The sequence below is a fragment of the Sphingopyxis sp. genome (genome assembly GCF_036261875.1).
Lineage (GTDB): Bacteria > Pseudomonadota > Alphaproteobacteria > Sphingomonadales > Sphingomonadaceae > Sphingopyxis.
Genome location: NZ_DATAJZ010000023.1, coordinates 12,502 through 37,762, shown reverse-complemented (window position 1 = coordinate 37,762; position 25,261 = coordinate 12,502). Strand labels below are relative to the sequence as shown.

At 68.6% G+C, this 25,261-nt stretch carries 27 protein-coding genes; 8 read left to right on the top strand and 19 right to left on the bottom strand.

Features of this window, described 5'->3' with window-relative positions; all coding sequences use genetic code 11:
* Positions 1-31 precede the first annotated feature (31 nt).
* Genes feoB through VHO04_RS10525 form a run of 4 tightly spaced genes read right to left on the bottom strand, consistent with a single transcriptional unit; the run spans position 32 to position 3,793 of the window.
* Positions 32-1,897 carry a ferrous iron transporter B gene (gene feoB, locus VHO04_RS10540; RefSeq protein ID WP_329628292.1) on the bottom strand — a complete coding sequence of 622 codons (1,866 nt, stop codon included), beginning with the start codon at positions 1,895-1,897 and terminating at the stop codon, positions 32-34.
* Positions 1,898-1,907: 10 nt separating this feature from the next.
* Positions 1,908-2,156, bottom strand: a complete 249-nt coding sequence (locus VHO04_RS10535) for a FeoA family protein (RefSeq protein WP_329628291.1) — start codon at positions 2,154-2,156, stop codon at positions 1,908-1,910.
* A 57-nt stretch (positions 2,157-2,213) separates the two neighbouring features.
* Positions 2,214-2,879 carry a COQ9 family protein gene (locus tag VHO04_RS10530; protein ID WP_414713105.1) on the bottom strand — a complete coding sequence of 222 codons (666 nt, stop codon included), beginning with the start codon at positions 2,877-2,879 and terminating at the stop codon, positions 2,214-2,216.
* Between the two features lie 5 nt (positions 2,880-2,884).
* Complete coding sequence (locus VHO04_RS10525; protein WP_329628289.1) at positions 2,885-3,793, bottom strand: DMT family transporter; 909 nt, start codon at positions 3,791-3,793, stop codon at positions 2,885-2,887.
* A 113-nt stretch (positions 3,794-3,906) separates the two neighbouring features.
* On the opposite strand from VHO04_RS10525, the gene VHO04_RS10520 reads away from it, so the two are divergent.
* Positions 3,907-4,992 (top strand): alkene reductase, encoded by a 1,086-nt coding sequence (locus VHO04_RS10520; protein ID WP_329628288.1) that lies wholly within the window; start codon positions 3,907-3,909, stop codon positions 4,990-4,992.
* A 69-nt stretch (positions 4,993-5,061) separates the two neighbouring features.
* Here VHO04_RS10520 and VHO04_RS10515 read toward each other — a convergent pair whose 3' ends face one another.
* The 5 genes from VHO04_RS10515 to VHO04_RS10495 all read right to left on the bottom strand — a co-directional run bounded on the left by VHO04_RS10515 (position 5,062) and on the right by VHO04_RS10495 (position 9,151).
* Positions 5,062-5,694, bottom strand: coding sequence for a hypothetical protein (locus tag VHO04_RS10515; RefSeq protein ID WP_329628287.1), 633 nt, complete (start codon positions 5,692-5,694; stop codon positions 5,062-5,064).
* A complete protein-coding gene (gene ribH, locus VHO04_RS10510; RefSeq protein ID WP_329628286.1) occupies positions 5,687-6,112 on the bottom strand; it encodes a 6,7-dimethyl-8-ribityllumazine synthase in 426 nt (141 codons plus the stop codon). The genes VHO04_RS10515 and ribH overlap by 8 nt, the downstream gene beginning before the upstream one ends.
* A 10-nt stretch (positions 6,113-6,122) precedes the next feature.
* On the bottom strand, positions 6,123-6,974 hold the full coding sequence (locus VHO04_RS10505) for a DMT family transporter (protein WP_329628285.1): 852 nt from the start codon (positions 6,972-6,974) through the stop codon (positions 6,123-6,125).
* Between the two features lie 7 nt (positions 6,975-6,981).
* Positions 6,982-8,256 carry a 3,4-dihydroxy-2-butanone-4-phosphate synthase gene (gene ribB, locus VHO04_RS10500; RefSeq protein WP_329628284.1) on the bottom strand — a complete coding sequence of 425 codons (1,275 nt, stop codon included), beginning with the start codon at positions 8,254-8,256 and terminating at the stop codon, positions 6,982-6,984.
* A gap of 271 nt (positions 8,257-8,527) precedes the next feature.
* Positions 8,528-9,151 carry an ankyrin repeat domain-containing protein gene (locus tag VHO04_RS10495; RefSeq protein ID WP_329628283.1) on the bottom strand — a complete coding sequence of 208 codons (624 nt, stop codon included), beginning with the start codon at positions 9,149-9,151 and terminating at the stop codon, positions 8,528-8,530.
* A gap of 102 nt (positions 9,152-9,253) precedes the next feature.
* On the opposite strand from VHO04_RS10495, the gene VHO04_RS10490 reads away from it, so the two are divergent.
* The 3 genes from VHO04_RS10490 to VHO04_RS10480 are packed head-to-tail and all read left to right on the top strand — an operon-like array spanning position 9,254 to position 11,044.
* A complete protein-coding gene (locus tag VHO04_RS10490) occupies positions 9,254-9,898 on the top strand; it encodes an SCO family protein (RefSeq protein WP_329628282.1) in 645 nt (214 codons plus the stop codon).
* Complete coding sequence (locus tag VHO04_RS10485; RefSeq protein ID WP_329628281.1) at positions 9,895-10,335, top strand: YcgN family cysteine cluster protein; 441 nt, start codon at positions 9,895-9,897, stop codon at positions 10,333-10,335. The genes VHO04_RS10490 and VHO04_RS10485 overlap by 4 nt, the downstream gene beginning before the upstream one ends.
* Complete coding sequence (locus VHO04_RS10480; RefSeq protein ID WP_414713104.1) at positions 10,316-11,044, top strand: M48 family metallopeptidase; 729 nt, start codon at positions 10,316-10,318, stop codon at positions 11,042-11,044. The genes VHO04_RS10485 and VHO04_RS10480 overlap by 20 nt, the downstream gene beginning before the upstream one ends.
* 200 nt (positions 11,045-11,244) lie before the next feature.
* Here VHO04_RS10480 and VHO04_RS10475 read toward each other — a convergent pair whose 3' ends face one another.
* The 5 genes from VHO04_RS10475 to VHO04_RS10455 form a co-directional block, all read right to left on the bottom strand.
* Positions 11,245-13,344 (bottom strand): PBP1A family penicillin-binding protein, encoded by a 2,100-nt coding sequence (locus VHO04_RS10475; protein ID WP_329628327.1) that lies wholly within the window; start codon positions 13,342-13,344, stop codon positions 11,245-11,247.
* A 176-nt stretch (positions 13,345-13,520) separates the two neighbouring features.
* Positions 13,521-13,928, bottom strand: a complete 408-nt coding sequence (gene msrB, locus VHO04_RS10470; RefSeq protein ID WP_329628280.1) for a peptide-methionine (R)-S-oxide reductase MsrB — start codon at positions 13,926-13,928, stop codon at positions 13,521-13,523.
* A 302-nt stretch (positions 13,929-14,230) separates the two neighbouring features.
* Positions 14,231-15,322 carry an NAD(P)/FAD-dependent oxidoreductase gene (locus VHO04_RS10465; protein ID WP_329628279.1) on the bottom strand — a complete coding sequence of 364 codons (1,092 nt, stop codon included), beginning with the start codon at positions 15,320-15,322 and terminating at the stop codon, positions 14,231-14,233.
* A complete protein-coding gene (locus tag VHO04_RS10460) occupies positions 15,319-16,062 on the bottom strand; it encodes a methyltransferase domain-containing protein (protein ID WP_329628278.1) in 744 nt (247 codons plus the stop codon). The genes VHO04_RS10465 and VHO04_RS10460 overlap by 4 nt, the downstream gene beginning before the upstream one ends.
* A complete protein-coding gene (locus tag VHO04_RS10455; RefSeq protein WP_329628277.1) occupies positions 16,059-17,138 on the bottom strand; it encodes a type III polyketide synthase in 1,080 nt (359 codons plus the stop codon). The genes VHO04_RS10460 and VHO04_RS10455 overlap by 4 nt, the downstream gene beginning before the upstream one ends.
* An 83-nt stretch (positions 17,139-17,221) precedes the next feature.
* Between VHO04_RS10455 and VHO04_RS10450 the strand changes: the two genes are divergently transcribed.
* The gene (locus VHO04_RS10450) at positions 17,222-17,749 is read left to right on the top strand and encodes a DUF4402 domain-containing protein (protein WP_329628276.1); all 528 of its coding nucleotides are present in this window, start codon (positions 17,222-17,224) and stop codon (positions 17,747-17,749) included.
* 88 nt (positions 17,750-17,837) lie between these two features.
* Here VHO04_RS10450 and arr read toward each other — a convergent pair whose 3' ends face one another.
* The 3 genes from arr to glpX form a co-directional block, all read right to left on the bottom strand.
* Positions 17,838-18,266, bottom strand: coding sequence for an NAD(+)--rifampin ADP-ribosyltransferase (gene arr / locus VHO04_RS10445; protein WP_414713103.1), 429 nt, complete (start codon positions 18,264-18,266; stop codon positions 17,838-17,840).
* A gap of 96 nt (positions 18,267-18,362) precedes the next feature.
* Complete coding sequence (locus tag VHO04_RS10440; RefSeq protein ID WP_329628274.1) at positions 18,363-19,385, bottom strand: TIR domain-containing protein; 1,023 nt, start codon at positions 19,383-19,385, stop codon at positions 18,363-18,365.
* Positions 19,386-19,444: 59 nt separating this feature from the next.
* Positions 19,445-20,419, bottom strand: coding sequence for a class II fructose-bisphosphatase (gene glpX / locus VHO04_RS10435; RefSeq protein ID WP_329628273.1), 975 nt, complete (start codon positions 20,417-20,419; stop codon positions 19,445-19,447).
* Positions 20,420-20,548: 129 nt separating this feature from the next.
* On the opposite strand from glpX, the gene VHO04_RS10430 reads away from it, so the two are divergent.
* Complete coding sequence (locus VHO04_RS10430; RefSeq protein ID WP_329628272.1) at positions 20,549-20,929, top strand: hypothetical protein; 381 nt, start codon at positions 20,549-20,551, stop codon at positions 20,927-20,929.
* On the opposite strand, the gene VHO04_RS10425 is transcribed toward VHO04_RS10430, so the two are convergent.
* Together VHO04_RS10425 and VHO04_RS10420 are read right to left on the bottom strand one after the other, a co-directional pair.
* On the bottom strand, positions 20,926-22,245 hold the full coding sequence (locus VHO04_RS10425) for a homoserine dehydrogenase (protein WP_329628271.1): 1,320 nt from the start codon (positions 22,243-22,245) through the stop codon (positions 20,926-20,928). The two genes, VHO04_RS10430 and VHO04_RS10425, sit on opposite strands and share 4 nt — an antisense overlap.
* A 259-nt stretch (positions 22,246-22,504) precedes the next feature.
* A complete protein-coding gene (locus VHO04_RS10420; RefSeq protein WP_329628270.1) occupies positions 22,505-23,317 on the bottom strand; it encodes a hypothetical protein in 813 nt (270 codons plus the stop codon).
* A gap of 428 nt (positions 23,318-23,745) precedes the next feature.
* On the opposite strand from VHO04_RS10420, the gene VHO04_RS10415 reads away from it, so the two are divergent.
* Both VHO04_RS10415 and VHO04_RS10410 read left to right on the top strand, forming a co-directional pair.
* Entirely contained in the window at positions 23,746-24,315 is a 570-nt protein-coding gene (locus tag VHO04_RS10415; protein ID WP_329628269.1) for an energy transducer TonB, read from the top strand.
* Between the two features lie 75 nt (positions 24,316-24,390).
* Positions 24,391-25,206: a MotA/TolQ/ExbB proton channel family protein gene (locus VHO04_RS10410; protein WP_414713102.1), complete on the top strand. Its 816-nt coding sequence runs from the start codon at positions 24,391-24,393 to the stop codon at positions 25,204-25,206.
* Positions 25,207-25,261 lie beyond the last annotated feature (55 nt).

Genomic DNA, 25,261 nt, shown 5'->3' with positions numbered 1-25,261 from the left:
GCCGCTCCGCTCCGCTTGAAGTTGGGGAGGATCAGCCGAGTCCGAAGGCGACGGCCGTCCAGTAAGTGATACCAGCAGCGGCATAGGCGAGTGCGAACAAATAGCCAACCATGAACAGCGGCCATTTCCACCCGTTGGTCTCGCGCCGTGTGATGGCGATCGTCGAAATGCACTGCGGCGCGAAGACGAACCAGGCGAGGAAGGCGAGCGCGGTCGCGAGGCTCCAGCGGCCCTGGAGGCGCTCGCCGAGCGACATCGCCACCGCTTCCTCGTCGTCGCCGGCGTCGATCGCATTGGCGGTGGCGAGCGCGGAGACCGCGACCTCGCGCGCCGCCATCGCCGGGATCAGCGCCAGCGCGATGTCGTGGTTGAAACCGATCGGCTTCACGACGACCTCCAGCCCGCTCGCGATATGGCCCGCGACGCTGTAGTCGACCTGGCGCACGTCGCTGTCCGCAGGCGCCTTGGGAAAGCTCAGCAGCAGCCACAGCACCACCGTCGTCATCGCGATGATCGTGCCCGCGCGGCGCAGGAAGATCCACGCGCGCTGCCACAGCGCGATGGCGATGTCGTTCAGCCGCGGCCATTGATAGCGCGGCATCTCCATCATGAAGCCCGCGGCATTGCCTTTGGTCACCGAACGGCGAAGAACCCACGCGACGAGCAGCGCGCCGACGATGCCGCTCAAAAACAGGCCGAAGAGGACGAGGCCCTGCAACCCGACCGGCGAGCCGCCGACGCCCCGCGCGGGAATGAAGGCGCCGATGACCAGCGTGTAGACGGGCATTCGCGCCGAACAGGTCATCAGCGGCGCAATCAGGATCGTCGTCAGCCGGTCCTTCTCGTCGGGGATCGACCGCGTCGCCATGATCCCGGGCACCGCGCAGGCGAAGCTGGAGAGCAAGGGAATGAAGCCGCGCCCCGACAGCCCTACCTTGCCCATCAGTCCGTCCATCAGGAAGGCGGCGCGGGTCATATAGCCCGACGCCTCGAGCAGCAGGATGAAGAGGAAGAGGATCAATATCTGCGGCAGGAACACGATCACCGCGCCGACGCCCGCGAGCAGCCCCTCGACGATCAGCCCGCGCAGGAAGCCGTCGGGCAGGACGTCGACGACCCAGCCCTGCAGCACGCCGATCCCGCTTTCGAGAAAATCGGCGGGGGCTTCGGCGGCGGCATAGACCGCCTGGAACATCACGAACATCAGCGCGAGCAGGATGACGAGCCCGGCGACCGGGTGAAGCACGACCGAATCGACGCGCTGGGTCCATCGGCGCACCGGCGTCTCGTCGACCGTCGCGGCACGCGCGATCGCGCGGGCGCGCTGGTGCAGCGACGCATCGTTCGGCGGCGGCGCCACTGCGGCGCGCGGCTGGTGCGCGGCGATTGCGCCATCCACCGCCTCGAGCAGCTCGGCAAGCCCGCGCTTGCGCACCGCGACGGTCGGGACGACGGGGACGCCGAGCTCGCGCGACAATCGCTCGGGGTCGAGCGTCAGCCCGTCGCGTGTCGCAAGGTCGAGCATGTTGAGCGCGATCACCGTCGGCAGGCCGAGCGCGATCAGTTCGAGCGCGAAGCAGAGATGATTGTCGAGGTTCGCGGCATCGACGACGACGATCAGCGCGTCGGGGCGCGCCTCGCCCGCCTGCTTGCCGAGCACGACGTCGCGCGTCACCGCTTCGTCGAGGCTCGCGGGGGTGAGGCTGTAGGTGCCGGGAAGGTCGATCAGCGACAGCGGGCGGCCGTCGGCGAAGCTTGCATGCCCCGCCTTTCGCTCGACGGTGACGCCGGGATAATTGGCGATCTTCTGCCGCGCGCCGGTCAGCGCGTTGAACAGGCTCGACTTGCCGGCATTGGGATTGCCGACGAGGGCGATGGAGGGGATGGCGCCGGTCATATCATGCGTTTCATGCGGCCGGTTCGACCTCGATCGCCGCGGCCTGCTTCGCGCGGATGATCACCTGCATCCGCCCGATCGTCAGCGCGAGCGGGTCGCGCGAAAAGATGCTGCCGCGATGGCGCGGCGTGATTTCGCACCCTTCGAGCAGCCCAAATTCGCGCAGGCGCCGCCCTTCGTCCTGCGACATGGCGTTCCAGTCGATGCGGGCGATGCGCACGGCGATACCGAGCGGCGAGGAATCGAGCTTCGCGATCATTTGCGAGCGATTATCAATAACAGCAGGCGAACGCCAGCCCTGTTTGCAATTTGCGGTTCAGCGCCCCGGATAGCGCAGGCGGCCGACGAAGCGGGCGAGGCTGGGGCGTTCGATGCTGCGCGAGGCGCGGCGGTGTTTCCACGCCTCGAAGCGCATCACGCTGTCGATGCGCCGGGCGAGGAAGGCGCGGGTGTCGGCGAAGCTTTCGCTTTCGTCGTTGAGAAGCACCGCCATCGACGAGCCATAGACCGCGCCGAGGATCGCGCGCTTGCTATAGTGGTTGTAATCGGTCGCGGTGTCGCCCGCGAGCCGCCACATCAGGTCGGCGGCGCGCCAGCCGAGCTTCGCGGCGTGCGGGGCGTTCGCCGGCAGCGCGAGCAGGGCGAGCGCGCGGCGGAGCGATTCGCGGGTTCCGGCGAGCAGGTCGATGCGCGTTTCGACGAGCGTCGTGATCCGCTCGCGAATCTTGAGCGTCGAGAGCTTCTCGGCGGGCCAACGGTCGGCCATCGCCGCGTCGATGCTCGCGAACCAGGCGTCGACCATGTCGCGTCCGCCGCCGGGAAAGGCGAGGCGGGCGACGTCGGGATCGACCCCGGCGCGCCGCGCGGCGTCGGTCAGCGCCGCGTCGCTGAAGCCGTCGAACGCCGCCGTCTCGGCGATCAACGGTGCGAGCGCGGCGCGAATCTCGTCGAGCGTCGGATCGGCGGGAAGGGTGTCGGCCATGACCATCAGATAGGCCGCGCGGCGCGGCTCGGCAACCGAATCAGCACGAGCGCGGCGGCGACCATCGCGCCGCCGGCGATCTCCCACAGGCTCAGCGTCTCGCCGAAGACCAGCCAGCCCGCGACCGCCGCGACGACCGGCTGGACGAGCAGGGTGAGCCCGACGACGAGCGGCGAAAAGCGCGGCAGCGCCCAGATCAGCAAGCCCTGGCCGACGAGCTGGCTCATCAGCGCGAGGGTGAGCAGCGGCGTCCAGTCGTGCGGCAGGATCGTCTCGCCGAGCGCGAGCGCGGTGACGAGCAGCACGGGGATGCCCGCACCCGACGAAATGGCGAGCGCCGACCAGGCGCCGACCTCGCCGCGCACGCGCTGCATCATCAGCACATAGCCGGTGTAGAGCGCGCCCGCGAGCAGGCTGAGCAGGTCGCCGACCAGATAGGCGGCCGACGCTTCATAGCTCTGCCCCATCAGCAGCGCCGACCCCGCAAAGGCGAGGAAGATCGCGAGCGCCTGCCAGCCGCGCGGCCACGTCCGCGACAGCATGATCCCCCAGATCACGAGCAGCAGGCTGGCGCTGTTGCCGAACAATGTCGCGTTGGCGACCTTGGTCTGCAGGATGCCGAGGTGCCAGGCGGCGAGATCGAAGGCGAAGAAGAGTCCCGCGCCGGTCGCGATCCAGAGCGCGCGCGGCGAGGGCAGGCGCCCGCCGGTCTCGCGCCAGGCGAACGCGAGCAGCACCGGCAGCGCGAGTGACAGCCGCCATACGCCCGCCGCGACCGGGCCGGTGTCGGCGAAGCGCACGACCAGTGCGGTCAACGACAGCGCGAGATTGCCGCCGAGAAGCGCCGCGAAGGCCCAGCGATTGACGGTCGCGGCCACGGGCGTGCTGTCCACACTATCGCTCTTGTTGCTCATTTAGATTTTCTTTTGCTACCCACCATTGTGCCGGCGCCGCGACGACCATAGCTTCGCGGGCCATAGCGGCGACCGGCCAAGGCGTCGCGGATAAAAGTGAAAGGTGGAAAAGCATGACCGCATCACTGTTCGACCCGATCAAGCTGGGGGCCATCGAGGCGCCGAATCGCATCATCATGGCGCCGCTGACGCGCGGCCGCGCCGGGCCGGGTTTCGTGCCGAACGAACTGGCGCGCGACTATTACCGCCAGCGTGCCTCCGCCGGGCTGATCATTTCCGAAGCCACCGGCATCTCGCAGGAAGGGCTCGGCTGGCCGAGCGCGCCGGGCCTGTGGACCGACGCGCAGGTCGAAGGCTGGAAGCCGGTGACCGACGCGGTCCACGCCGCGGGCGGGCGCATCGTCGCGCAGCTCTGGCACATGGGGCGGCTCGTCCATTCGGTGTTCAACGACGGCAAGCGGCCCGTTTCGGCGTCGGCCACGAAGGGCGAGGGCCGCGCGCATACGCCGGTCGGGCGCCGCGATCTGGAGGAAGCCCGGCCGCTGCGGCTCGACGAGATTCCGCGCGTGATCGCCGATTATGTCAAGGCGGCCGACAATGCGAAGAAAGCCGGGTTCGACGGGGTGCAGCTTCACGGCGCCAACGGCTATCTGATCGACCAGTTTCTGCGCGACAACAGCAATTTGCGCGACGACGATTATGGCGGGCCGGTCGAGAACCGCATCCGCCTGCTCCGCGAAGTGACCGAGGCGCTGATCGGCGTCTGGGGCAAGGACCGCGTCGCGGTGCGCCTGTCGCCCAACGGCGAAACCCAGGGTGTCGACGACAGCGCGCCCGAAAAGCTCTTCCCCGCGGCGGCGGCGGCGCTCGATGCACTCGGTATCGCCTTTCTCGAACTGCGCGAGCCCGGGCCCGAGGGCACGTTCGGGCGCACCGACGTGCCCAAGCAGTCGCCCGCGATCCGCGACGCGTTCAAGGGGCTGCTGATCCTCAACAGCGATTACACCGCCGCGCTCGCCGAGGAGGCGCTGGCGAGCGGCGCCGCCGATGCGGTCGCCTTCGGCCGGCCGTTCATCGGCAACCCCGACCTCGTCGAGCGCATCCGCACCGGCGCCGAATGGGCCGCCGACAATCCGCAGACCTGGTATTCGCCGGGGCCGGAGGGTTACACCGATTATCCGGCGCTGGTGGCGGCTTAGGCCGGATAGAACAATAGTTCGGTGTGTCCCCGCCTTCGCGGGGACACGCGGCTCTTTGACGACGGGCTGTTACCCCTTCTCCGCCAGCGCCTTGTCGACGATCCCGGCGCCGATCGGCCCCAATATCTTGCCGCCGAAGCGAAAGAGCAGGAAGGCGGCGAAGAAAAGCAGAATCGGGGCAACGAGCAGAGCCACGACCGCGGCGATCAGCGCCACGAAGAAGAGCGTCGCGAATCCGCCGCTGAGCACCTGCTGCCCCTTGGGGCCGAGCTCGATCGTTCGCGGTCCCTTGGCGTCCCACCATTTGCCGGTGACGATCGTCTTGCGGGCGCCGGGCTTTGCGCCCGATTGGGGTCGCGGCTGGGGGCGCTGCGCGATGCGCGCGGGGCCGGCAGCGGGCCGCTGATCCTTCCACGGCTGCTTGCGGTTCATCGCCGCCACGGTCGCCACCATCCGGTCGCTCACGGGGGGCGCGGGCGGCTCGATCACCTGTTCGACGACCGGAGCCGATGGATCGGCGAAGGCATCGGTAGGAAATCGCTGCGCCGCGGGAAGCGCCGGCTCGTTGCCCATCCGCCGGTCATAGTCGGCCATGCGCTCGGCGGCGCTCGGCGGGGTGCGGCCGGTCTCGCGATCGATGACCACCAGCCGCCCGCCGCGCTCGACGACGGAATAGCGGCCGGGGGGCGGTCGATCAGCCAATGCCGAATTGTTCCTTCAAAGCCAGCATCGCGAGCGCGGCCTTCGCCGCTTCGCCGCCCTTGTCCTTGCGCGTCTTGTCGGCGCGCGCAAGCGCCTGCTCCTCATTCTCGACGGTCAGGATGCCGTTGCCGATCGCCAGGCCGTCGAGCGTCAGCGCCATGATGCCGCGCGCGCTTTCGTTCGAGACGACCTCGAAATGATAGGTCTCGCCGCGAATCACCACGCCGAGCGCGACATAGGCGTCGTAGCGCGAACTATCAGCGGCAAGCGAAATGGCGGCGGGAACCTCAAGCGCGCCGGGAACGGTCACCGTCTCGTGGCTGTGCCCCGCGGCGTCGAGCGCGCTGCGCACGCCGTCGAGCAGCATGTCGTTGAGGTGCGAATAGAAGCGGGCTTCGACGATCAATATATGGGCCATGACGGACTCCTTAAGCGGGTGGGACGAGATGCGAAAGCAGCAAAAGCAGGGCGCCCGCCGCGATCAGCACGGCGGCGGTCAGGCTGTGCAGCGTGACGCGCTCCTTCATCCACACCCAGGCGATCAGGATGCTGACGAGGATGCAGGTTTCGCGCAGCGCGCTGACCGCGGCGACGGGGGCATAGCGCAAGGCGACGAGCGTCGATCCGAAACTGACGATGGCGAGGCCGCCCGCGGCGATCCCCGGCCTGAGGTTGCGGGTGAGGCGTGCGGCGGCGGCCGGGCCCGCGACGAGGCGGAACTGGAGCAGCAGCGCGCTTCCGGTCGCGAAGAAGAACCAGCAGAGAAAGGGCAGAACCCCATCGCTCGCGCGCATCCCGCCCGCGTCGACGACGGTATAGGCGGCGGTCAATACGCCCGCCGTCAGCGCGGCGATCAGCCCGGCGCGCCCGATGCGGCCGCCAGCCGACAGCGACAGGATGCCGGCGCTGATCGCGGTCACGCCCGCGGTCTCCGCTAGCCCGGGAATCTCGCCGAACAGCAGGGCGCTGGCGCCGATCGCGACGAGCGGCGCGGTGCCCCGCGCGATCGGAAAGGCGACCGAGAAATCGTTGAGCGTGTAGGAACGCGTGAGCACCAGCGAATAGACGCTGTGCAGGACCACCGCCCCGGCGAGCCACGGCAGCATCGCCGGGGTCGGCCAACCGAGGAAGAGCAAAGGACCGGCCGCCGCGGCCGCCCAGGTCGCGCCGCACAGCGCGCGCACCGCTTCCTGGTCCTCGCCCGACTTGAGCATGGCGTGCGACGAAGCGGTGGTCAGCGCGGCGACGACCGCGAAGCCGATGCCCAGCGACTGGCTCACCGGCGGGTCAGGCTTCTCCGGGGATCGACCGTTCGCCGACGACCGACAGGCCATAGCCTTCGAGGCCGACGATATTGCTATGGGTGGGGGTCAGCAATTCCATCGCATGGACGCCGAGGTCGGCGAGAATCTGCGCGCCGATACCGTAAGTGCGCAGGTCCATGCCGCCGGCGGGAGTCGGGGTTGCCTCGGCATCGGCCGAGCCGGGGAGCGGGCGCATCAGCATCACGATCACCCCCGCGCCCGCCTCGCCGATCGCGTCCATCGAACGCTGGAGACGCCGCTTTTTCGGGCCGGGGCGGCCCATGATATCGTCGAAGATCGACACCGCGTGCATCCGCACCAAGGTCACGCCTTCGGGATCGACCGGCCCCTTTTGCAGCACCAGATTGACCGAACCGTCGACTTTGTTGCGATAGGATTTGAGCCGCCAGTCGCCGCCGTAATCGGATTCGAAGGGCTCGTCGGACACGCATTCGACCAGGCGGTCGGTGCGGCTGCGATAGGCGATCAGGTCGGCGATCGTCCCGATCTTCAGCCCGTGGCGCCGCGCGAAGGGGATGAGGTCGGCCAGCCGGGCCATCGTCCCGTCGTCGTTCATGATCTCGCAGATCACGCCCGAGGGGTTGAGCCCGGCGAGCCGCGCGATGTCGACCGACGCTTCGGTATGGCCGGCGCGCACGAGGACGCCGCCGTCGCGTGCGATCAGCGGAAAGACGTGGCCGGGGGTGACGATGTCGTCGCGGCCCTTGCCCGCATCGATCGCGACCGCGACGGTGCGCGCGCGGTCGCCCGCCGAAATGCCGGTGGTAACCCCCTCGCGCGCCTCGATCGAGGTGGTGAAGGCGGTTTCGTGCCGCGTCCCGTTCTGGCGGCTCATCAGTTCGAGCCCGAGCGTTTCGACGCGGCTGCGTGTCAGCGTCAGGCAGACGAGGCCACGGCCGTGGGTCGCCATGAAATTGATCGCATCGGGGGTCGCCATCTGCGCGGGAATGACGAGGTCGCCTTCATTCTCGCGGTCCTCGTCGTCGACGAGGATGAACATGCGGCCGTTGCGCGCCTCGGCGATAATCTCCTCGGGGCTCGCCATCGGCGACAGGTCGCTGCCGTGCGCGAGCCAGTTCTCGAGCTTGCGCAGCGTCTCGGCGGTGGGGTTCCAGCCGTCCGAATCGAGGTCGCGAAGGCTGTTGGCGTGGAGACCCGCGGCGCGAGCAAGTCCTGAGCGGGACATGGTGCCGTCTTCGACGATGGCGCGGATGCGTTCGATGAGCTGTGTGGACATGCGGCGCTTGTTTCACATCATAATGTGATAGTCAATGCCGGAGTCACATTGCGAGGAGGCGGAAGAATATATTCGCGCAGAGGCCGCAGAGAACGCAGAGATTTAAACCATCCTGTTCCCCCGCGAAGGCGGGGGTCCATCTCCGGCCGGTGCAAGATGGAACCGGCCGGAGATGGGTCCCCGCCTTCGCGGGGACACGCTGAGTTTCAAATCTCTGCGTTCTCTGCGGCCTCTGCGCGAATCTTTCCCCGACACACGTCCGCCCGGCGAATCAGTTCGGTCCGAACACTGCGCCCGGGTCACGCGGCGCGGTGTCGGCCTTGGCGTCGAGCAGCGCGAGATACTGGCCGGTGCGGTCGTCGCGCTTGGCATAGTCGCGCGCCGACATGCCGGCGATATGGTCGGTCTTGTCGGGATTCGCGCCGTGGCGGACGAGCAGGCGGACCATCGCGGCATTCTTCGCCTGCACCGCGAGGATCAGCGCAGTCTCGCCGCGGCGGTTCGTCTGGTCGACCGGCGCTTTCGCGTCGAGCAGCGCCTCGGCACCCTCGGTGAAATTGAGCAGCGCGCAATGCATCAGCGGTGTCACGCCCTGCCGGTCGGCGATCGACGGGTCGGCATCCTTGCCGATCAGGAAGCGCAGCCAGGTTGGGTCGCGCCGCTTGGCGACGATGATCAGCGCGGTCTCGCCGGTGTCGGGGTTGCGGGTGTTGACGAAGGAAGGGTCGTCCTTCAGCGCGTCGGTCGCTTTGTTGCCGTCGCGGCTTTCGACCGCCTGTAGGAAACCATAGGCGCCGCGAAACTGCGCCGATGCCGGCGCGGGCGCCAACGCGCCCGCCGTCGCGGCGGCGAGCAGGGCCAGGGAAGCAAGGCGGATGTCCGCGCGTCGAAACATGGTAAGCGACCCCCTCGAAATTGTCGCGGACGCGGCGAAACGGAACGCGCCCCCGCACGACAATGGTTGATTTTCGGGCCTTAGCCGATCAAGGCTGGCCACATGATGAATATCGTAAACATGGGACGAAAGCTCGCCCGTTCAAGCCTGCTTCTGCTGACGGCGGCGATGCTGGCGGGCTGCAACGCCCCGGCGGGTGGGCCCGCCGGCGATCCGCCGCTTGCCGGCGCGAAGATCGGCGGGCCGTTCACGCTGACCGATCAGGACGGCAAGACCGTGCGCGACAGTGATTTCGCGGGGAAATACCGCCTCGTCTATTTCGGCTACAGCTATTGCCCCGACATCTGCCCGGTCGATCTGCAAAAGCTGATGCGCGGCCTGTCGGCGTTCGAAAAGAGCGATCCGGCGCGCGGCGCCAGGGTCGCGCCGATGTTCATCACCGTCGACCCCGAGCGCGACACGCCCGCGGCGCTCAAGGCCTTCGTCAGCCGTTATCACCCGCGGCTGCTCGGCCTGACCGGCACCCCCGAACAGATTGCGGCGGTCGCCAAGGCCTATGTCGTCACCTACAACAAGGTGCCGGGGTCGGCGCCCGACCGCTATCTGATGGCGCACAGCCAGCTTGCCTTCCTGATGGACCCGGCGGGCAAGCCGCTCGCGCTGCTGCCGCTCGACGACCCGTCGACCGACGCCGACGAGGGCGCGCCCGACAAGGTCGCGGCCGAGCTGGCGAAGTGGGTGAAGTGAGCCCGGCCGGGCGCCGCTTCTGGGAAGCGCCGCTCGCCAGCCTCGACGCCGGCGAGTGGGAGGCGCTATGCGACGGCTGCGGCAAATGCTGCCTCCACAAGCTGGAGGACGAGGACACGGGCCGCATCTATCCGACCAATGTCGCGTGCCGCCTGCTCGACCTTTCGACCGCGCGCTGCGGCGACTACAAGCACCGCCGCCGCCACGTCCCCGACTGCCTGACGCTGACCAAAGCCAAGGTCGCCGACATCGAATGGCTGCCGCAGACTTGCGCCTATCGCCTGCGCGCCGAGGGCGAGCCGCTGCCCGACTGGCATTATCTCGTCTGCGGCGACCGCGACGCGGTGCATCGCGCAGGCGAATCGATCGTCGGCTGGACGGTGGCCGAGGATGTCGCGGGGCCGCTGGAGAATCATCTTGTCGAACGCGTCGTCTGATCTTCGCGACGAGCGCCCGCAGATCTGGGTGGGCGAAACCCCGTGGCCGGTGCGGCTCGTCCATCATGCGCAGTCGCGGCGTTACAAGCTGATCTTCGACGGCGCGCGCGGAGAGTTGCGCCTGACGCTGCCGCGCCGCGCCAATGCGGCGCGCGCGCTCAAATGGGCGAGCGAGCAGCAAGGCTGGCTGGCCGAGCAGGTCGGCAAGGCGGCGATGCCGCTGCTCGTCGGGCCGGGCGCCGCGGTGCCGCTGTTCGGGGCGCCGCGCCGGATCGACTGGAGCGCTGCCGCGCCGCGCGCGGTGCGCCTCGCGGACGATGCGCTGATCGTCGGCGGACCCGCCGACACCGTCGGCCGCCGCATCGAGCGCTGGCTGAAGGCCGAAGCGCTCGCGCTGATGACGCGCGAAAGCCGTGAGATTGCCGAACGCGCGGGGCTCCGCGTCGGCCGCGTCGGGGTCGGCGATCCGCGCAGCCGCTGGGGGAGCTGCACCCATGACGGCGACCTGCGCTATAGCTGGCGGCTGGTGATGGCGCCCGATCACGTCCGCCGCGCTACCGTCGCGCACGAAGTCGCGCACCTGCGGCACATGGACCATGGCGCGGCTTTTCACGCGCTGGTCGACGAACTGCACGACGGCGACGTCGGCGCTGCGCGCGCGTGGCTGCGGCGCGAGGGGCGCGGACTGCATCGTTATCGCTTCGGCTAGGGAGCTATTTCCCGTCATTCCCGCGAAAGCGGGAATCCAGCTTTTGCCATTCTCCTCCCTTTTTCTTCGCGCCTTTGCGCCTTTGCGTGAGGTTCTGAAATCTCACGCAAAGGCGCAAAGGCGCGAAGAAAAAGGTATGGGAAAGCTGGATTCCCGCTTTCGCGGGAATGACGGAAGAATTTTCAGCGCCGTCCGTGTCTTTAGTTACCCTCGCCATTCGCCGGGCGCTGCGGCGGCTGCCCTTTCTGTGCCGGCGGGGGCGGCGCTTTGGGCGCCGGAATCGTGATGAGCTTGCCTTGCGGCACCGCCTTGGGCGTCGCGCTCGCATCGGGCGGCGGCGGGCGGCGGCCGGTCTGTTCCTCGATCCATTGCTGGTTGAGCACCGGACCTTCGTCCTGCGGCGGCGGGGGCGGCGCGTCGCTCTGCGGCGGGCGGCTGTCATAGGGTAGCTCGATCGGCATACCATTGTCGTCGGTCAGTCCTTCATCGCCCGGCTCGCCCAGATAGGCGTCGCCTTCGTCCTCGAGCTGCCATTCGGGCAGCTTGACCTCGGTGTCGAAGGGCTCGACCGGGCGCCGCGCGACCGCGACGCGCATATAGTCGGCAAAGGCCTTGGCCGGCGCGCGGCCGCCCTGCAGACCGCCGACCGGCTTCGCATCGTCGCGGCCCATCCAGACGCCGGTGGTCAGCCCGCTCGAAAAGCCGAGGAACCAGCCGTCCTTGTTGCTCGACGTCGTGCCGGTCTTGCCCGCGACCGGGCGGCCTATCTGCGCGGCGCGGCCGGTGCCGGTCGCGACCGCGGTCTGGAGCAGGTCGGTGATCCCGGCGGCGACCCATGTATCGACCAGCGTCTGCCCGCGCTCGGCCGGCCGCTGATAGAGCAGCCGGCCGTCGGCGGTGGTGACCTTGGTGATCGCGTAGGGCTGCGCCGAAACGCCCTTGCGCGCGACCGAGGCGAAGGCGGCGGTCATGTCGATCACCCGCACTTCGGCGCTGCCGAGCACCATCGAGGGATGGGTGTTGATCGGCGTCGTGATGCCGAAGCGGCGCGCCATGTTAGCGACCGCCGAAAAGCCGATCTCGTCGCCCAGCTTCGCGGCGACGGTGTTGACCGAATAAGCGAAGGCGGTACGCAGGCTCATCGGCCCGGCAAAGCGCCCCGATGAGTTGCGCGGGCTCCAGCCGTTGATCGTCACCGGCTCGTCGACCACCTGGTCGTCGACCTTATGCCCCGCTTCGAGCGCGGCCATATAGACGAACAGCTTCCACGCCGATCCGGGCTGGCGCAGCGCCTGCGTCGCGCGGTTATAGTTCGACGCGACATAGTCTGTGCCGCCGACCATCGCGCGCACCGCGCCGTCGCGGTCGATCGACACCAGCGCCGCCTGCACGCCTTTCGGCGTGTCGGCCTGAATCGCCGCGGTTGCCGCGCGCTGCATGCCGAGGTCGAGCGTGGTAAAGACGTCGAGCGCCTCGCTGCCCTCGTCGATCAGCATGTCGAGTTGCGGCAGCGCCCAGTCGGTGAAATAGCGCGCGCTGTTCTGCCCGGTCTCCTGCGCGAGCTGGACGTCGGCGGGCTTGGCACTGTCGGCCTGCGACTGGGTGATGAAGCCCGCATCGACCATCGTTTCGAGCACGACCCCTGAGCGGCCGAGCGCGGCGGCGGCGTCGGCGGTCGGCGAATAGCGCGACGGCGCCTTGACCAGTCCCGCGACCACCGCGGCCTCCGACAAAGACATTTCGGTCGCGCTATGCCCGAAGAAGCGCCGCGAGGCGGCATCGATGCCATAGCTGCCGCCGCCGAAATAGACCTTGTTCAGATAGAGTTCGAGCAGCTCGTCCTTCGAGAATTTCCATTCGAGCGCGAGCGCGAGCACCATCTCGCGCGCCTTGCGCGTCCAGGTGTAGCTGTTCGACAGGAAGATGTTGCGCGCGAGCTGCTGGGTGATCGTCGAGGCGCCCTGCATCCGGCGGCCGGTGCCATAATGTTCGACCGCGAACACCGCGGCGCGGCTCATGCCGACGGGGTCGATGCCGGGATGATAGCGAAAACGGCGATCCTCGACCGCGACCATCGCGTCCTGCATCACCTGCGGCGTCTCGGTCAGGGTCAGCCAGCGGCCGTAATTGGGGCCGAGCGACAGAAAGACGGTGCCGTCGGCGGCGTGGACGCGGATCGTCTGCCCGGCGGGCGATTTCTTGAGCTCCTCGAAGCTCGGGATGCGCTGCACCGCGATGCCGACCGCAACCGCAATCGCGACCGCGCCGACGAAGGCAAGGCCGAGCCCCCAGCGGAACAGCCGCCGGAGCCAGACCCGGACGCGCGACGGGCCGCCGGACGAGCCCTTGCCGGACCCTCCTTTGCCCGGGCCGCCCTTGCCCGACGATGACGATTTACCTGCCGATGCCTGCTGTCGTTCGCGGCGCAAACACAATCCTTCCCTCGCTCCGCCCCGGATGTTTCAGGCCGGCAGGATCAACCCTCGCCGGCTTTGGCCTCATCCTGCCCGCGCTCGGCGAAGTCAAGCGCCGCGCTGTTGATGCAATAGCGCAGTCCGGTCGGCCCGGGGCCGTCGGGAAAGACATGGCCGAGGTGACCCTCGCATTTCGCGCAGCGCACTTCGGTGCGGACCATGCCGTGGCTCTGGTCGGTGAGTTCGGTCACCGCGCTCGCGGTGGCGGGCGCGGTATAGCTCGGCCAGCCCGAGCCGCTGTTATATTTGGTGCGGCTGTCGAACAAAGGCTCGCCGCAGCCGGCGCAGCGATAGACGCCGTCGCCCTTGTGGTCGGTATATTTGCCGGTGAAGGCGCGTTCGGTGCCGCCCTCGCGCAGCACATGATGCGCCATGGGGTCGAGGGTCTTATCGGTTTGCGGGTCGGTCATGGTCGGAACTCCTTGCGGCGGCGTCGTGCGGCGCCCGGCTGGACCCTATATCGGCCCGGCGCCCTGCCGCGACAAGGGGCTTGGAAGTGAGGCCGTGGTGCGATCGGATGGCGTGGGAGAATGGGAAGCGGGGCGAATTTGGTTCGCACGAAGGCACAAAGACACGAAGGAGGTTGTGCTTGCCGCGAAGCGGCATCCTCTTTCCGGCGCTGCGGCCAGCCGCAAGGTGCGGGAGGCAATGGGCCTATCGGCCCGAATCAGCCTCTTCGTGTCTTTGTGTCTTCGTGCGAACCATTTCCCCCTCAGCGGACGCGCGTGGCTTCCGACACAAAGCGCACGAGCGACGGAAAAGCGACGGCAACCGAGGTCAACAGGCCCGTGCTGCGCGGAGTTTCGCCCGCGCGCCAGATCAGGCTCGCGAGCGCGAAAGGCCGCGCCATGCGGGCGGCGAGGGCCTGCTGGAAAGCGGGCGCTTCCGCGGGGCCGCCGCGCCGCCATGCCGCCACCGCCGCCTCGGCGCTCGCGAGCGCCAGCCCCATGCCCTCGCCCGCGAGGCTGGGAATGACGCCGGCCTGATCGCCGAGCTTGAACAGCCCCGGAATCGTATCGGTCGTCCGCCAGCCATAGGGAACGTGGCCGATCGCATCGACCGGGTGCGTCCAGTCGGCCTGCGTGAGCCGTTCACCGAGCGGCGGCAACGCGTCGCCGAGCGCGCGGAGCAGCGCCGCCGGCTCGCCGCCCGCTTCGTCGAGGCGCGATTTATGGACCGCGAGGCAGAGGTTGCCGCTGCCGTCCTCCTGCCGCACCAGCCCCGCATAGCCGCGATCGAAGAGGTGAAGCTCGACCGCATCGTCGACCTGCCGCGCGAGCGCCGGGTGCGCGGGAAGCCGCAGCCGCAGGCCGATGACGGGATCGCCGTGCTGCCAGCGTGTGGGCTCGCGCGGAAATCCGCGAAAGCCATGCTTGCCCGCCGCGAGGAAAAGCGACGGCGCCGTCAGCGTCGCGCCGTCGCGCGTCTGCACGGCGCCGCCTTCGAGCGCCGTCGCGTGAACCCCGCGCTCCAGCCCCGCGCCCGCGGCGACGGCCGCCGCCTGCAAGGCGCTGTCGAGACGGCGGCGCGACACGCCCATCGCTGCGCCGGGCAGCTTCGTTTCGCTCGACCGGCGCCCCGCGAACAGCCGCACGCGCGTGACCGTCTGCCCGCCGAGCCCGGCGCGGTCGATCCCGAGCGCTTCGAGCCGTGCGAGCGTCCGCCAGCTCAGGAAGCCGCCGCACAGCGCGTCCCCCGTCTCGCGCGATCGTTCGAGCAGCAGCACCTTCGCGCCCGCGCCCGCCAGCCCGATCGCCGCCGCCGACCCGGCGGGTCCGGCGCCGACGATAAGCGCATCGCTCATCGGACGCGCTCGACGCAAAGGCGCCAGGGGAAGCTTCGGAAGATGCGGCATTCGGCGGCTGTTTCGGGCAGCGCGTCGGCGAGCATCGCCTGCCATTCGGCGCGGCGGAAGCTGCGCCCGACCGAAAGCTGCCCGTCGCGCCGCACGATCGGGTCGGCGAAAGCGAGCCGCGCGAGCAGCGGAAACCCCGCGAAGGGCAGGCGCTGGCGGTGAAGATCGTTGACCAGCCAGCCGCGCGCGCATTCGGCATCCATGAAGCGCAGGAAATCGCGGCGCTGCCCGGCGCTCATATGGTGGGCGACGAGGCTCGACAGAATGATGTCCCACCCCTGCCCCGCCAGATCGCGGTAATCGCCGGTGATCAGCCGCGCCCGCTCGCCGAGCCGCGCTGCGGCGACCGGCGCGCTTTTCGGATTGAGATCGACCCCGACGAGATCGAGCGCCACCCCGCGCGCATCGCCCCAGCGCGCGATCCGGGCGAGCATGTCGCCCGCGCCGAACCCGACGTCGAGGATGCGCCACGGCTTCGCGTCGCTTCCCCCTGCCCCGCCGCCCCCTGCACTGCCGCTACGCGCGCGAACGCGGTCGAGAAAGCCCAGCGTCGGCCGCCGCGCGAGCGTCAGCGCATTGACCCGCGACAGGTCGGCGAGCACTTTGGCATAGCGCGCGGGCGAAAGCTCGGCCGCGTCCATCTCCTCCTCGCGCTCGATCGGTCCGGCGAGGCTGGTGAAGGGGTTCATGCCTCGAACCGGATCGCTTCGGCGGCGAGGCCGGGGCCGAAGGCGATGGCGATCCCTTGCCCTTTTGCGCCGCGCGCCATCATCGCGGCGAGCACGAACAGGATCGTCGCCGACGACATATTGCCGAAGCGCGCGAGCACCGACCGGCTGTCGGCGAGAGCCTGCGCCTGCACCGCGAGCGCATGTTCGACCGCGTCGAGCACCGAACGCCCGCCGGCGTGGACCGCGAGCAGCGGCGGCGCGCCGGCCGTGCCGAACAGGTCGCGTTGCACGTCGCGGCTGGCCAACGCCTCGCGCAGCCGCCCCGGCACTTCGCCCGACAGATGCATCTCGAAACCCTTGTCGCCGATGTCCCAGCGGATCAGCTCGGCGCTGTCTTCGAGCGCGAGGCTGCGGCTCTCGCCCAGGACGAGCCCGCCGGGCGCCGCCGACACGATGCCCGCCGCGGCGCCATCGCTGAACTGGAGCATCGCGAGCAACGGCTCGGGCTGGTCGGCGAGGCTGAGGTGCAGCGTCGACAGTTCGACGCTGACGACCAGCACGACCGCTTCGTTCTGCGACCGCACGATATGGCGCGCAGTGCGCAGCGCGGTGACCCCGGCATAGCAGCCCATGAAGCCGATCAGCACGCGCTCGACCGTCGGCGCCAGCTTCAGCCGCCGTGCGAGGATCTGATCGATCCCCGGCGCGACGAAGCCGGTGCAGCTTGCGACGACGATATGGGTGATGCGCGCGGGATCGAAGGCCGCGCCGAGCGCCGCGATCGCCTGCATGGCCAGATCGGGCGCATGGTCGGCATAGGCCGCCATCCGCGCCGAGGTCGGCGGCAGGCCGGGCACGTCGTAAAAGCCGCCCGGCGCGACCGGCGAGCCGCCTGCGGGCGTTGGCGGCAGCACCGACCAGCGATGGTCGATCCCCGACCGCGCCGCCATCCGCGCGAACAGCGCGCGGACGCGCGCGTCGGTGAGGCGCGGTGTCGCCCAGTCGACAAAAGCCTGATGAATGTCGTGATCGGGCACCGCCGTGGCGAGCGCGTTGAGCCGGATGGACGGGGGACGGCGCGGCGGGCTGCTCATGGCGCTGGTTAGACCGAAAAGAAGGGCACCACCAGCCGCTAAGCGCGCCCGCGGCTTTACCCCGGATTAACCATGGCGATGCTATGGCCGCGCCCGTGAAACTGCGCTTTTTGCCCGCTTTTTTCCTCTGCCTCGCCGCCCCTTCGGCGGCCGCGGCACAGTGTATGCTGTGCGGCAAGCCCGACAGCGGCCCGGCGGCGCCGAGTCGCAAGGCCGACACGCCGCTCCGCATCGACATCGAAACCCAGCTCGACATGGGTCGCGTCGCGGCGGGCGCTGGCGGCGGTGCGGTAGAACTCGACCCCGTCACCGGCGCGCGCCGCCTCAGCGGCGACGTCCGCGACCTCGGGGGCTTCGCAGTGACCGGCACCGTCACGGTGCGCGGCGAACCCGGCGCCGAAGTGCGCGTTTTTCTGCCCGCCTCGGTCGATCTCGAAAGCGGTAGCGGTGGCATGGCGCGCGTCACCGGCCTCGCCACCGACCTCGGCGCCGCCCCGCGCCTCGGCCCCGACGGCCGCCTCATCTTCCGCTTCGGCGGGCGCCTCCAGGTGAGCGGCGCGAACGACGGTGATTATCGCGGGCGCATTCCAGTGACGGTGGAATATCAGTAGAGTGAACGGCCGCTTTGGGTTGGTTTGCCGACCGCCTATTTTGAGCGCTTCGATCGCATAATGAGCACGAGAAGCGCGCCGCCGCGTGTCAGTTGATGATTTCGCCTCGTTCGTCGGAGAGCAATGCGGTCAGTCTTTCCCTCCACAACCGCAGTGCTTCGGGCGTCAATCTGGTCCAGTGCGTGATTTCGCCAACGACCTTGAGCGGTGCGCTGCTGCGATAAGATCGAGTGGGATTACCGGGAAATTTCTTGTCGGTCACGTTCGGGTCGTTCTCGAATGTCCCGGTCGGCTCCACGGCATAAACACGCGGGACCGCGCCGCCTCCGGCGAGTTCCCCCGCGATTTCGGCGGCAAGCCCGGCACCGTCTACAATCGAAGTGAAATAGACGTGGTTCATCACCACTTCGGGACGATAGTTGGACCGGTATCCTGCGGTGAGGAAATCACCCACGCGCAAATCCGCGATCGTTCCATGAAAGAACGGCCCCTCGTCCAGCACGTCGGTCATCGTCATCGTTCCATCTTGCGAGTCTGCTTGTAATCAGTCGGTCAAGCAGTGCTAACGTCCGGCTTCCGGTCAAAGCGCCGGATTGGCATGAGGCCGGTGGCTCTATTGCCCCTCGTCGCTCCCCAGCGAGGCGCGCTGCGAATCGAGGACGATGATGCGCTGACGCATTGCGTCGGCGACGCAGGCGGCGTCGCCGCAGGTGTCGCGCTGGCCGATGCGCCAGCCGCGCTGCTCAGCGGCGATCTGCTCGCGCAGCGGTCCCGCGGTGCGGTCGAGCTGCTTGTAGGCGCGGTTCAGTTCGCGATCGAGCGCCGCGAGCTCGTCGTCGCCGCAGATCAGCTTCTCGGCGCGCGTCGCGGCATATTTGCAGTTGAAGCTCGGCGGAATCTTCGCTGTCGGCGTAGTTTCTGCCGGTTCGGCGGGCGTCGTCGACGGGGGCGGAGTGGCGGCAGGGGCAGATGCGGCCGGTGAAGCGGCAGCGGGGGCCGCCGTTGTCGCAAGCTCGGCCTTCTTCTCCTCGCCGCCGCGCAGGAACAGCATGGCGCCCAGCACCGCGACCAGAACGAGCAGCGCGCCGATCATCAGCGTCTTGGCCGACCCGCCCGAGGATGCGGCGGGTTCCGGCGCGGACGCCTGCGTCAGGATCGCGGCGTGGAGATTGTCGGCGGCGGCCGAAGCCGCCGGCGCGGCGGCGGGCTCCGTCCTGTCGGGAGCGCGGGTGCCGGCAAGCTGGTGCGCTTTCGCCGCGATGCGCGCGATCGAATCGTCGCGCTTTTCCAGCCAGTCGATCCACTGCGCGCTCGCGAGATGATAGGCGAGGTCGTCGGGAACGATCTCCTCGAGCCGCAGCGGGATGATCGCCTTGTGTGCGCTGTCGGCGAGGATCAGCTCGCGCTTCACATGCGGGCTCTTGTCCGACTGGCTGCAGAAGAGGAGGAGGACGCCTGCCGAATCGCGGATCGCCTGCATGATCGCGGTATCGAAGGCTTCGCCGGGGCCGACATCGCGCGGCGCGATCCAGCAATCGACACCGTGGCGTGCGAGCGCCTTCTCGACATGGAGCGCGACGTCATATTTGCTCGAATGATGGCTGACGAACAGTTTCGGACGCTTTGCTTCTTCCATTTCGCAGTCCCCTCATTCCAACCGTCGCCCCCACCTCCGCGGGGGCGACGCGGGATTCGTCACGCCGCGCGATGTTCGCCCTTGACCCAGCGCACCGTGCCCGACGAGGCGCGCATCACGACGCTTTCGGTGGTCAGCACGCCGCCGCGGCGATGCTTGACGCCGCGCAGCAGCGACCCGTCGGTGACCCCGGTCGCGGCGAAGATCACGTCGCCCTTGGCGAGGTCTTCGAGGTCGTAGACGCGGCCCAGATCCTCGATCCCCCATTTCTTCGCGCGCAGCCGCTCGTCGTCGTTGCGGAACAGCAGGCGGCCCTTGAACTGGCCGCCGACGCAGCGCAGCGCCGCGGCGGCGAGGACGCCCTCGGGCGCGCCGCCCGATCCCATATAGATGTCGACATTGGTGTCGGGGTTGGTGGTCGCGATCACCCCGGCGACGTCGCCGTCGGGGATCAACGCGACGCCGCAGCCGATGCTGCGCAGTTCGCTGATGATCGCTTCGTGGCGCGGGCGGTCGAGTACGCAGACGATGATGTCCTGCGGCGACACGCCCTTTTCGCGCGCGACCGCTTCGACATTCTCGCGCACGCTGTTGTCGAAATGGACGATGTTGGGCGAGAAGCCGGGGCCGACCGCGAGCTTGTCCATATAGACGTCGGGGGCGTTGAGCAGGCAGCCTTCCTCGGCGATGGCGAGCACTGCGAGCGCGTTGGGGCCGGCTTTGGCGGTGATCGTCGTGCCTTCGAGCGGGTCGACCGCGATATCGATCTTCGGCCCCTTGCCCGGCGCATTGCCGACCTTTTCGCCGATGAACAGCATCGGCGCCTCGTCGCGCTCGCCTTCGCCGATGACGATGGTGCCGTCCATATAGAGCGTGTTGAACGCATCGCGCATCGCCTCGACCGCGGCGGCGTCGGCGGCCTTTTCGTCGCCGCGCCCGATCAGCTTCGCGGCGGCGATCGCCGCGGCTTCGGTGACGCGCACCATTTCGAGCACGAGCACCCGGTCGAGGTTGCTGCCGCTGCTGTTCGTCATCGTCCTGACTCTCCGTCTTTACTTGTTCCGCCCCGTCGGCATGTTGGGCGCCATATGGCCCGCCGCTCCGCTTGTCGAGAATCCTTCGCCCGATTCGGAGCCGCTTTTGCGCTGTATTGCGTCATCGGCGTGACGACGCCCGCCGCCGCGCAGACCGTTGGGCCGCCCGCGCCGCGACCAGCCGATGCGGCCATCGCGCGGGCGAAGGAGATGACCGATCCGGTCCGGCGCTGCACGCCATCGGACGACGGCTCGATCACCGTGTGCGGCAGCGACACCGAAAAGCACCGGCTGTCGCCCGAACTGCGTGCGATCGCGAACGAAGGCCGCGAGCCGCCGCCGAAGCTCCCGCGCGCCGAGGCCAAGGCGATGAGCCTCGACCGGCTGCCCTATAACTGGATGCCGATCGGCGGCCGCTATCCGCGCGGTCCCGAATATAATCCGCTCTACGAAATGGCGAAGGAGCGCACCGATCCCGACAACGGCATGCCGGCGGCGCCCGAGAATTAGAGCGCCAGGATCGGCATCCGCATCGGCGCGCCGACGATATGGTCCGACGCGGCGAGCGCCGCGAGCGCCGCCTCGATCGCGCGCGCCGGGCCTTCGTGGGTGACGAGGACGATGACGACGCCGTCATTCTCTTCGGTGCCGCGCTGGATGAAGCTTTCGATCGAGACGCCCGCGTCGCGCATCGCGGTCGCGATCTCGGCGAGGACGCCGATGCGGTCCTCGACGATCAGGCGGACATAATGCTTGCCGACGCGCGCCCCGGCATCGGCGACCGGCGCGGCGTCGAGCGCGTCGACCGGCATCGCGAAGGCGGGGCCATATTCGTCGCGCGCGATGTCGATGATGTCGGCGACGATCGCCGACGCGGTCGGCCCCGCGCCTGCGCCCGCGCCCTCGAAGAACAGGCGGCCGACGAAATTCCCCTCGGCGACCACGGCGTTGAGCGCGCCGGGGACATAGGCGAGCGGGTGGTCGGCGGGGACGAGGCACGGCTGGACATGCTGGTAAAGGCCGGTTTCGTCGCGTTCGGCCATGCCGATCAGGCGGACGCGATGGCCGAGCGCCTCGGCCTCGCGGATGTCGGCGGCGATCAGGTCGCGGATGCCCGCCGCGGTCACCGCGCCGATGTCGAGCTTCGTCCCGAAGCAGAGCGCGGCGAGGATCGACAATTTGTGCGCGGCGTCGATCCCGTCGACGTCGAAGGTCGGGTCGGCCTCGGCATAGCCTTCCGCCTGCGCGGCGGCGAGGGCATCGGCGAAGCTCGCGCCGTCGCGCTCCATCCGCGTCAGGATATAATTGCAGGTGCCGTTGAGGATGCCATAGACACGCGCGATCTGGTTCGCGGATGCGCCTTCGCGGATGGCCTTGATGACCGGGATGCCGCCCGCGACCGCGGCTTCATATTTGAGCGGCGTGTCCTTCGCCTCGGCGAGCTGCGCGAGGCCCAGCCCGTGGTGCGCGATCATCGCCTTGTTCGCGGTGACCAGCGCCTTGCCCGCGCCGAGCGCGTGGCGCGCGAGAGTCAGCGCCGATCCGTCGGCGCCGCCGATCATCTCGACGACGACATCGACATCGTCCGCGGCGACAAGCGCATCCATATCGTCTTCCCAGCGATAGCGGGAAAGATCGACGCCGCGATCCTTGTGACGGTCGCGCGCCGACACCGCGACGATCTCGATGGGCCGGCCGGCGCGGCGCGCGATAAGGTCGCGATTCGCCTCGAGCAGCTTGACGACGCCGCCACCGACGACGCCGATTCCTGCGAGCGCAACGCGCAGCGGCGGGCGGGGCGCGGCGGGGGCAGGGGACGGCGACATCTAGGCACTCCATCGAGACGCGGGATTATCCGCAGGACGCGAGGCCCCCTATCGGCTTTTGGCGTGGAGGCAAGCCCGGACGAAACAGCGGCCGTCCGTGGTTCACGCGGAGACGCGGAGGTGCGGAGAAGAAAAATGCGCGTAGAGGTGCAAAGGTCGCAGGGTCAAAGAGGAAGGGCGGCGAAGCCGCCAATCTTCTTTCTCTCCGCGTCTCCGCGTGAACCAATAGCTCGCCCTTTTCCGCATTTGCGATGACCGTCTAATTCGCGGCCGGCGGCGTCCGCGTCCGGGTGCATTCGCCGAGCGCGCCGAGGACGACCGCATAGTCCGCCGCCGCTTTCTTGCGGTCCTCGGGCGCGGTGCCGGCGAGCTTGCTGAGCGGCAATTGATGCGGCAGGCCGCAGGCGAGGCGATACCAGGCCAGCGTATCGCGCGCCGGAACCGCCGCCGACCCGTCGACGATCTCGCCAAACGCCGCGGCCCAGCGGCGCGATCCGTCGGGGGCGGTCAGGATGGACAGTGACACCGGCTCGCCGGTCGTCGTATCGAGGAACAATTGCGTCTCGCCCTCGCCGGGCAGCGTGCCGGGGACGTGGAAGCCGTTGGCGACGCCGGTGATCGCGGGTGGCGCGCCGGGCTTGACCAGCTCGGTCAGGATCGCGCGGAGCTGCGCCTCGGTCGCCGGATCCCATGGCAATTGCGCATCGGGGGCGACGAGCTGGACGCTGCCGGTGTTCTTGGCGCCGGGGGCGACGCCCGCGACGGGGCGGGCGAAGATCAGGACCGGCTGCTTCTTCCTGAGCTTCACTGGCTTGCCCCTGGCGTCGAGCGGCAGGTCGACGAGATAGGAGATTCGCGCCGCGAGCGGACCCGCGCCGCGAATCAGGCTGACCACGTCCGCTTCGACATAGAATCGCGCCTGACCCGCTTTCAGCCCCGGCGCCCGCTCGGCTTTCAGCACCGTCGCGCGAAAGATCCGGGCGTGGATCGCCATCGGCGCGATTGTCGCCAGATCGGCGACATCGGCATAGCTATAGGGGGAGGGGGTTGCTGCCGGTGTCGGCGTCTGCATTGCATAAGCGCTGATAAAACAGCCACTTGATGCGGATAATCCCAAAGCGGCAGCCAGCAGGAGCGCGCGCATGATCGAACCACCTTCCATTATTCGGGGCGCCGGTCGGGCGCCAAAACCCCATCATGGGGAAGCGGACATTAACCGCTGATAAAGGGTTTGCGAACTTGCCGCCACCGCGATAGGACGAGCGGCGAAGCGTCCGGCGACAACATAAAAGGCCGGCTGCGACGCCGCCGGGTCTGTGAAAGCGCATCGGAAATTATCCGAGCATTTGGCAACCGCACCCGTCGGTGATGGATTTGGTGTCAGGATGATCTAGCAAGGAGCGTCGTCCCTGAATGGCTTATGGTGATAATGTCGACCCTAAAAACAGGGTAGTGGCGATTGTCTTGGTGGGCTTGTTCACGGCTTTGCTGGGCTACGGCTTGGTAAATGGTCTGAACATCAGCATCGTCAAGAAGCTCGCCGAGAAATTGGACGTGGTGGACGTCGAAGAGCCGCCGCCGCCGGAGGAACCCCCGCCGCCGCCGCCGCCGGATAACAAGCTGCCGCCGCCGCCGCCGGTGGTGACGCCGCCGTCGCCGATTCCGCCGCCGAGCACCGCGAACCAGATATCGTCGGTTCCCGAGGCGCCCCCGCGTCCGCCGCTGCCGATCCCCCCGATCGCGGCTCCGCCGGCTCCGCCGCCGACTCCGGACATGAGCGCTCCCGGCAAGCCGCGGGGCAACCCGGGCAATTGGGCCAGCCCCGACGATTATCCGGCGCGCGCGCTCCGCGAAGAGCGGCAGGGCACGACGGGTTTCCGCGTCAGCTATAATGCGGAAGGCAAGCCCACGGGCTGCGACGTCACCTCGTCGAGCGGCCACGCCGATCTCGATGATCTGACCTGCAAGCTGATGATGCGGCGCGCCCGTTTCACGCCGGCGAAGGATCGTGCGGGCAACCCCACGGCGAGCAGCTACAGCAGCCGCGTCAAGTGGCAGATTCCGAAGTGATCTGTCGCCCCGGCGACCCCTATTATTTTCAGTCTTTTCATACCGTTTTGAATATTTTGAGAGGGAATAACCACCATGTTTAACCTGATTGCAAACGCTGCCGCGGGCGCTGCGGCTCCGGCCCACGACGTGGGGATGTCGCTCCTTCCCGCATCGGTCTGCGTCGTGAAGGAAGGCCAGAACCCCTACGGCCTGCTGCCCGCCCTGTGCGAAGGCGGCATCGTGTCGCAGTGCACCTTCCTGGTCCTGCTGATCATGTTCGTCGGCACGCTCTACATCCTGTTCACCAAGCTGTTCGAACAGAATAAGGTGATCAACCAGGGCAAGGCGGTCGACGCCAACTTCTGGCGCGCGCCGACGCTCGCCGACGGCGTTTCGAAGCTCGAAAAGAACAGCGCCTATCGCCAGGTCGTCGAAGACGGTCTGCGCGCCAACGAAGAGCATAACAAGCTGACCGATCCCGTCGAATCGCACGACTGGATGCACGGCACGCTCGAGCGTTCGCAGAACCACATCAACTCGAAGCTCAACGGCGGCCTCGCCTTCCTCGCGACCGTCGGTTCGACCGCTCCGTTCGTCGGTCTGTTCGGGACTGTTATCGGCATTCTGCGCGCCCTCGTGAAGATCGGCGCGTCGGGCCAGGCCTCGATCGACACCGTCGCCGGCCCGGTCGGTGAAGCGCTCATCATGACCGCCATCGGTCTGATCGTGGCGGTTCCCGCGGTGCTCGCGTTCAACTGGCTGCAGAGCCGCAACAAGTCGATCGCGCGCCGCCTGTCGACCTTCTCGAACGACGTGCTCGGCTCGATCATGTCGGGCGGCCAGGTGAAGCCGGCCGTGGTGGCTGCCCCGGCCAAGGCCGCTCCGGCTGCCGCGCCGAAGAAGGCATAAGTCTGCGGGCCCCGCGTCGTCCCTTCGGGTGACGGCACGGGGCCGCTGGACGAAG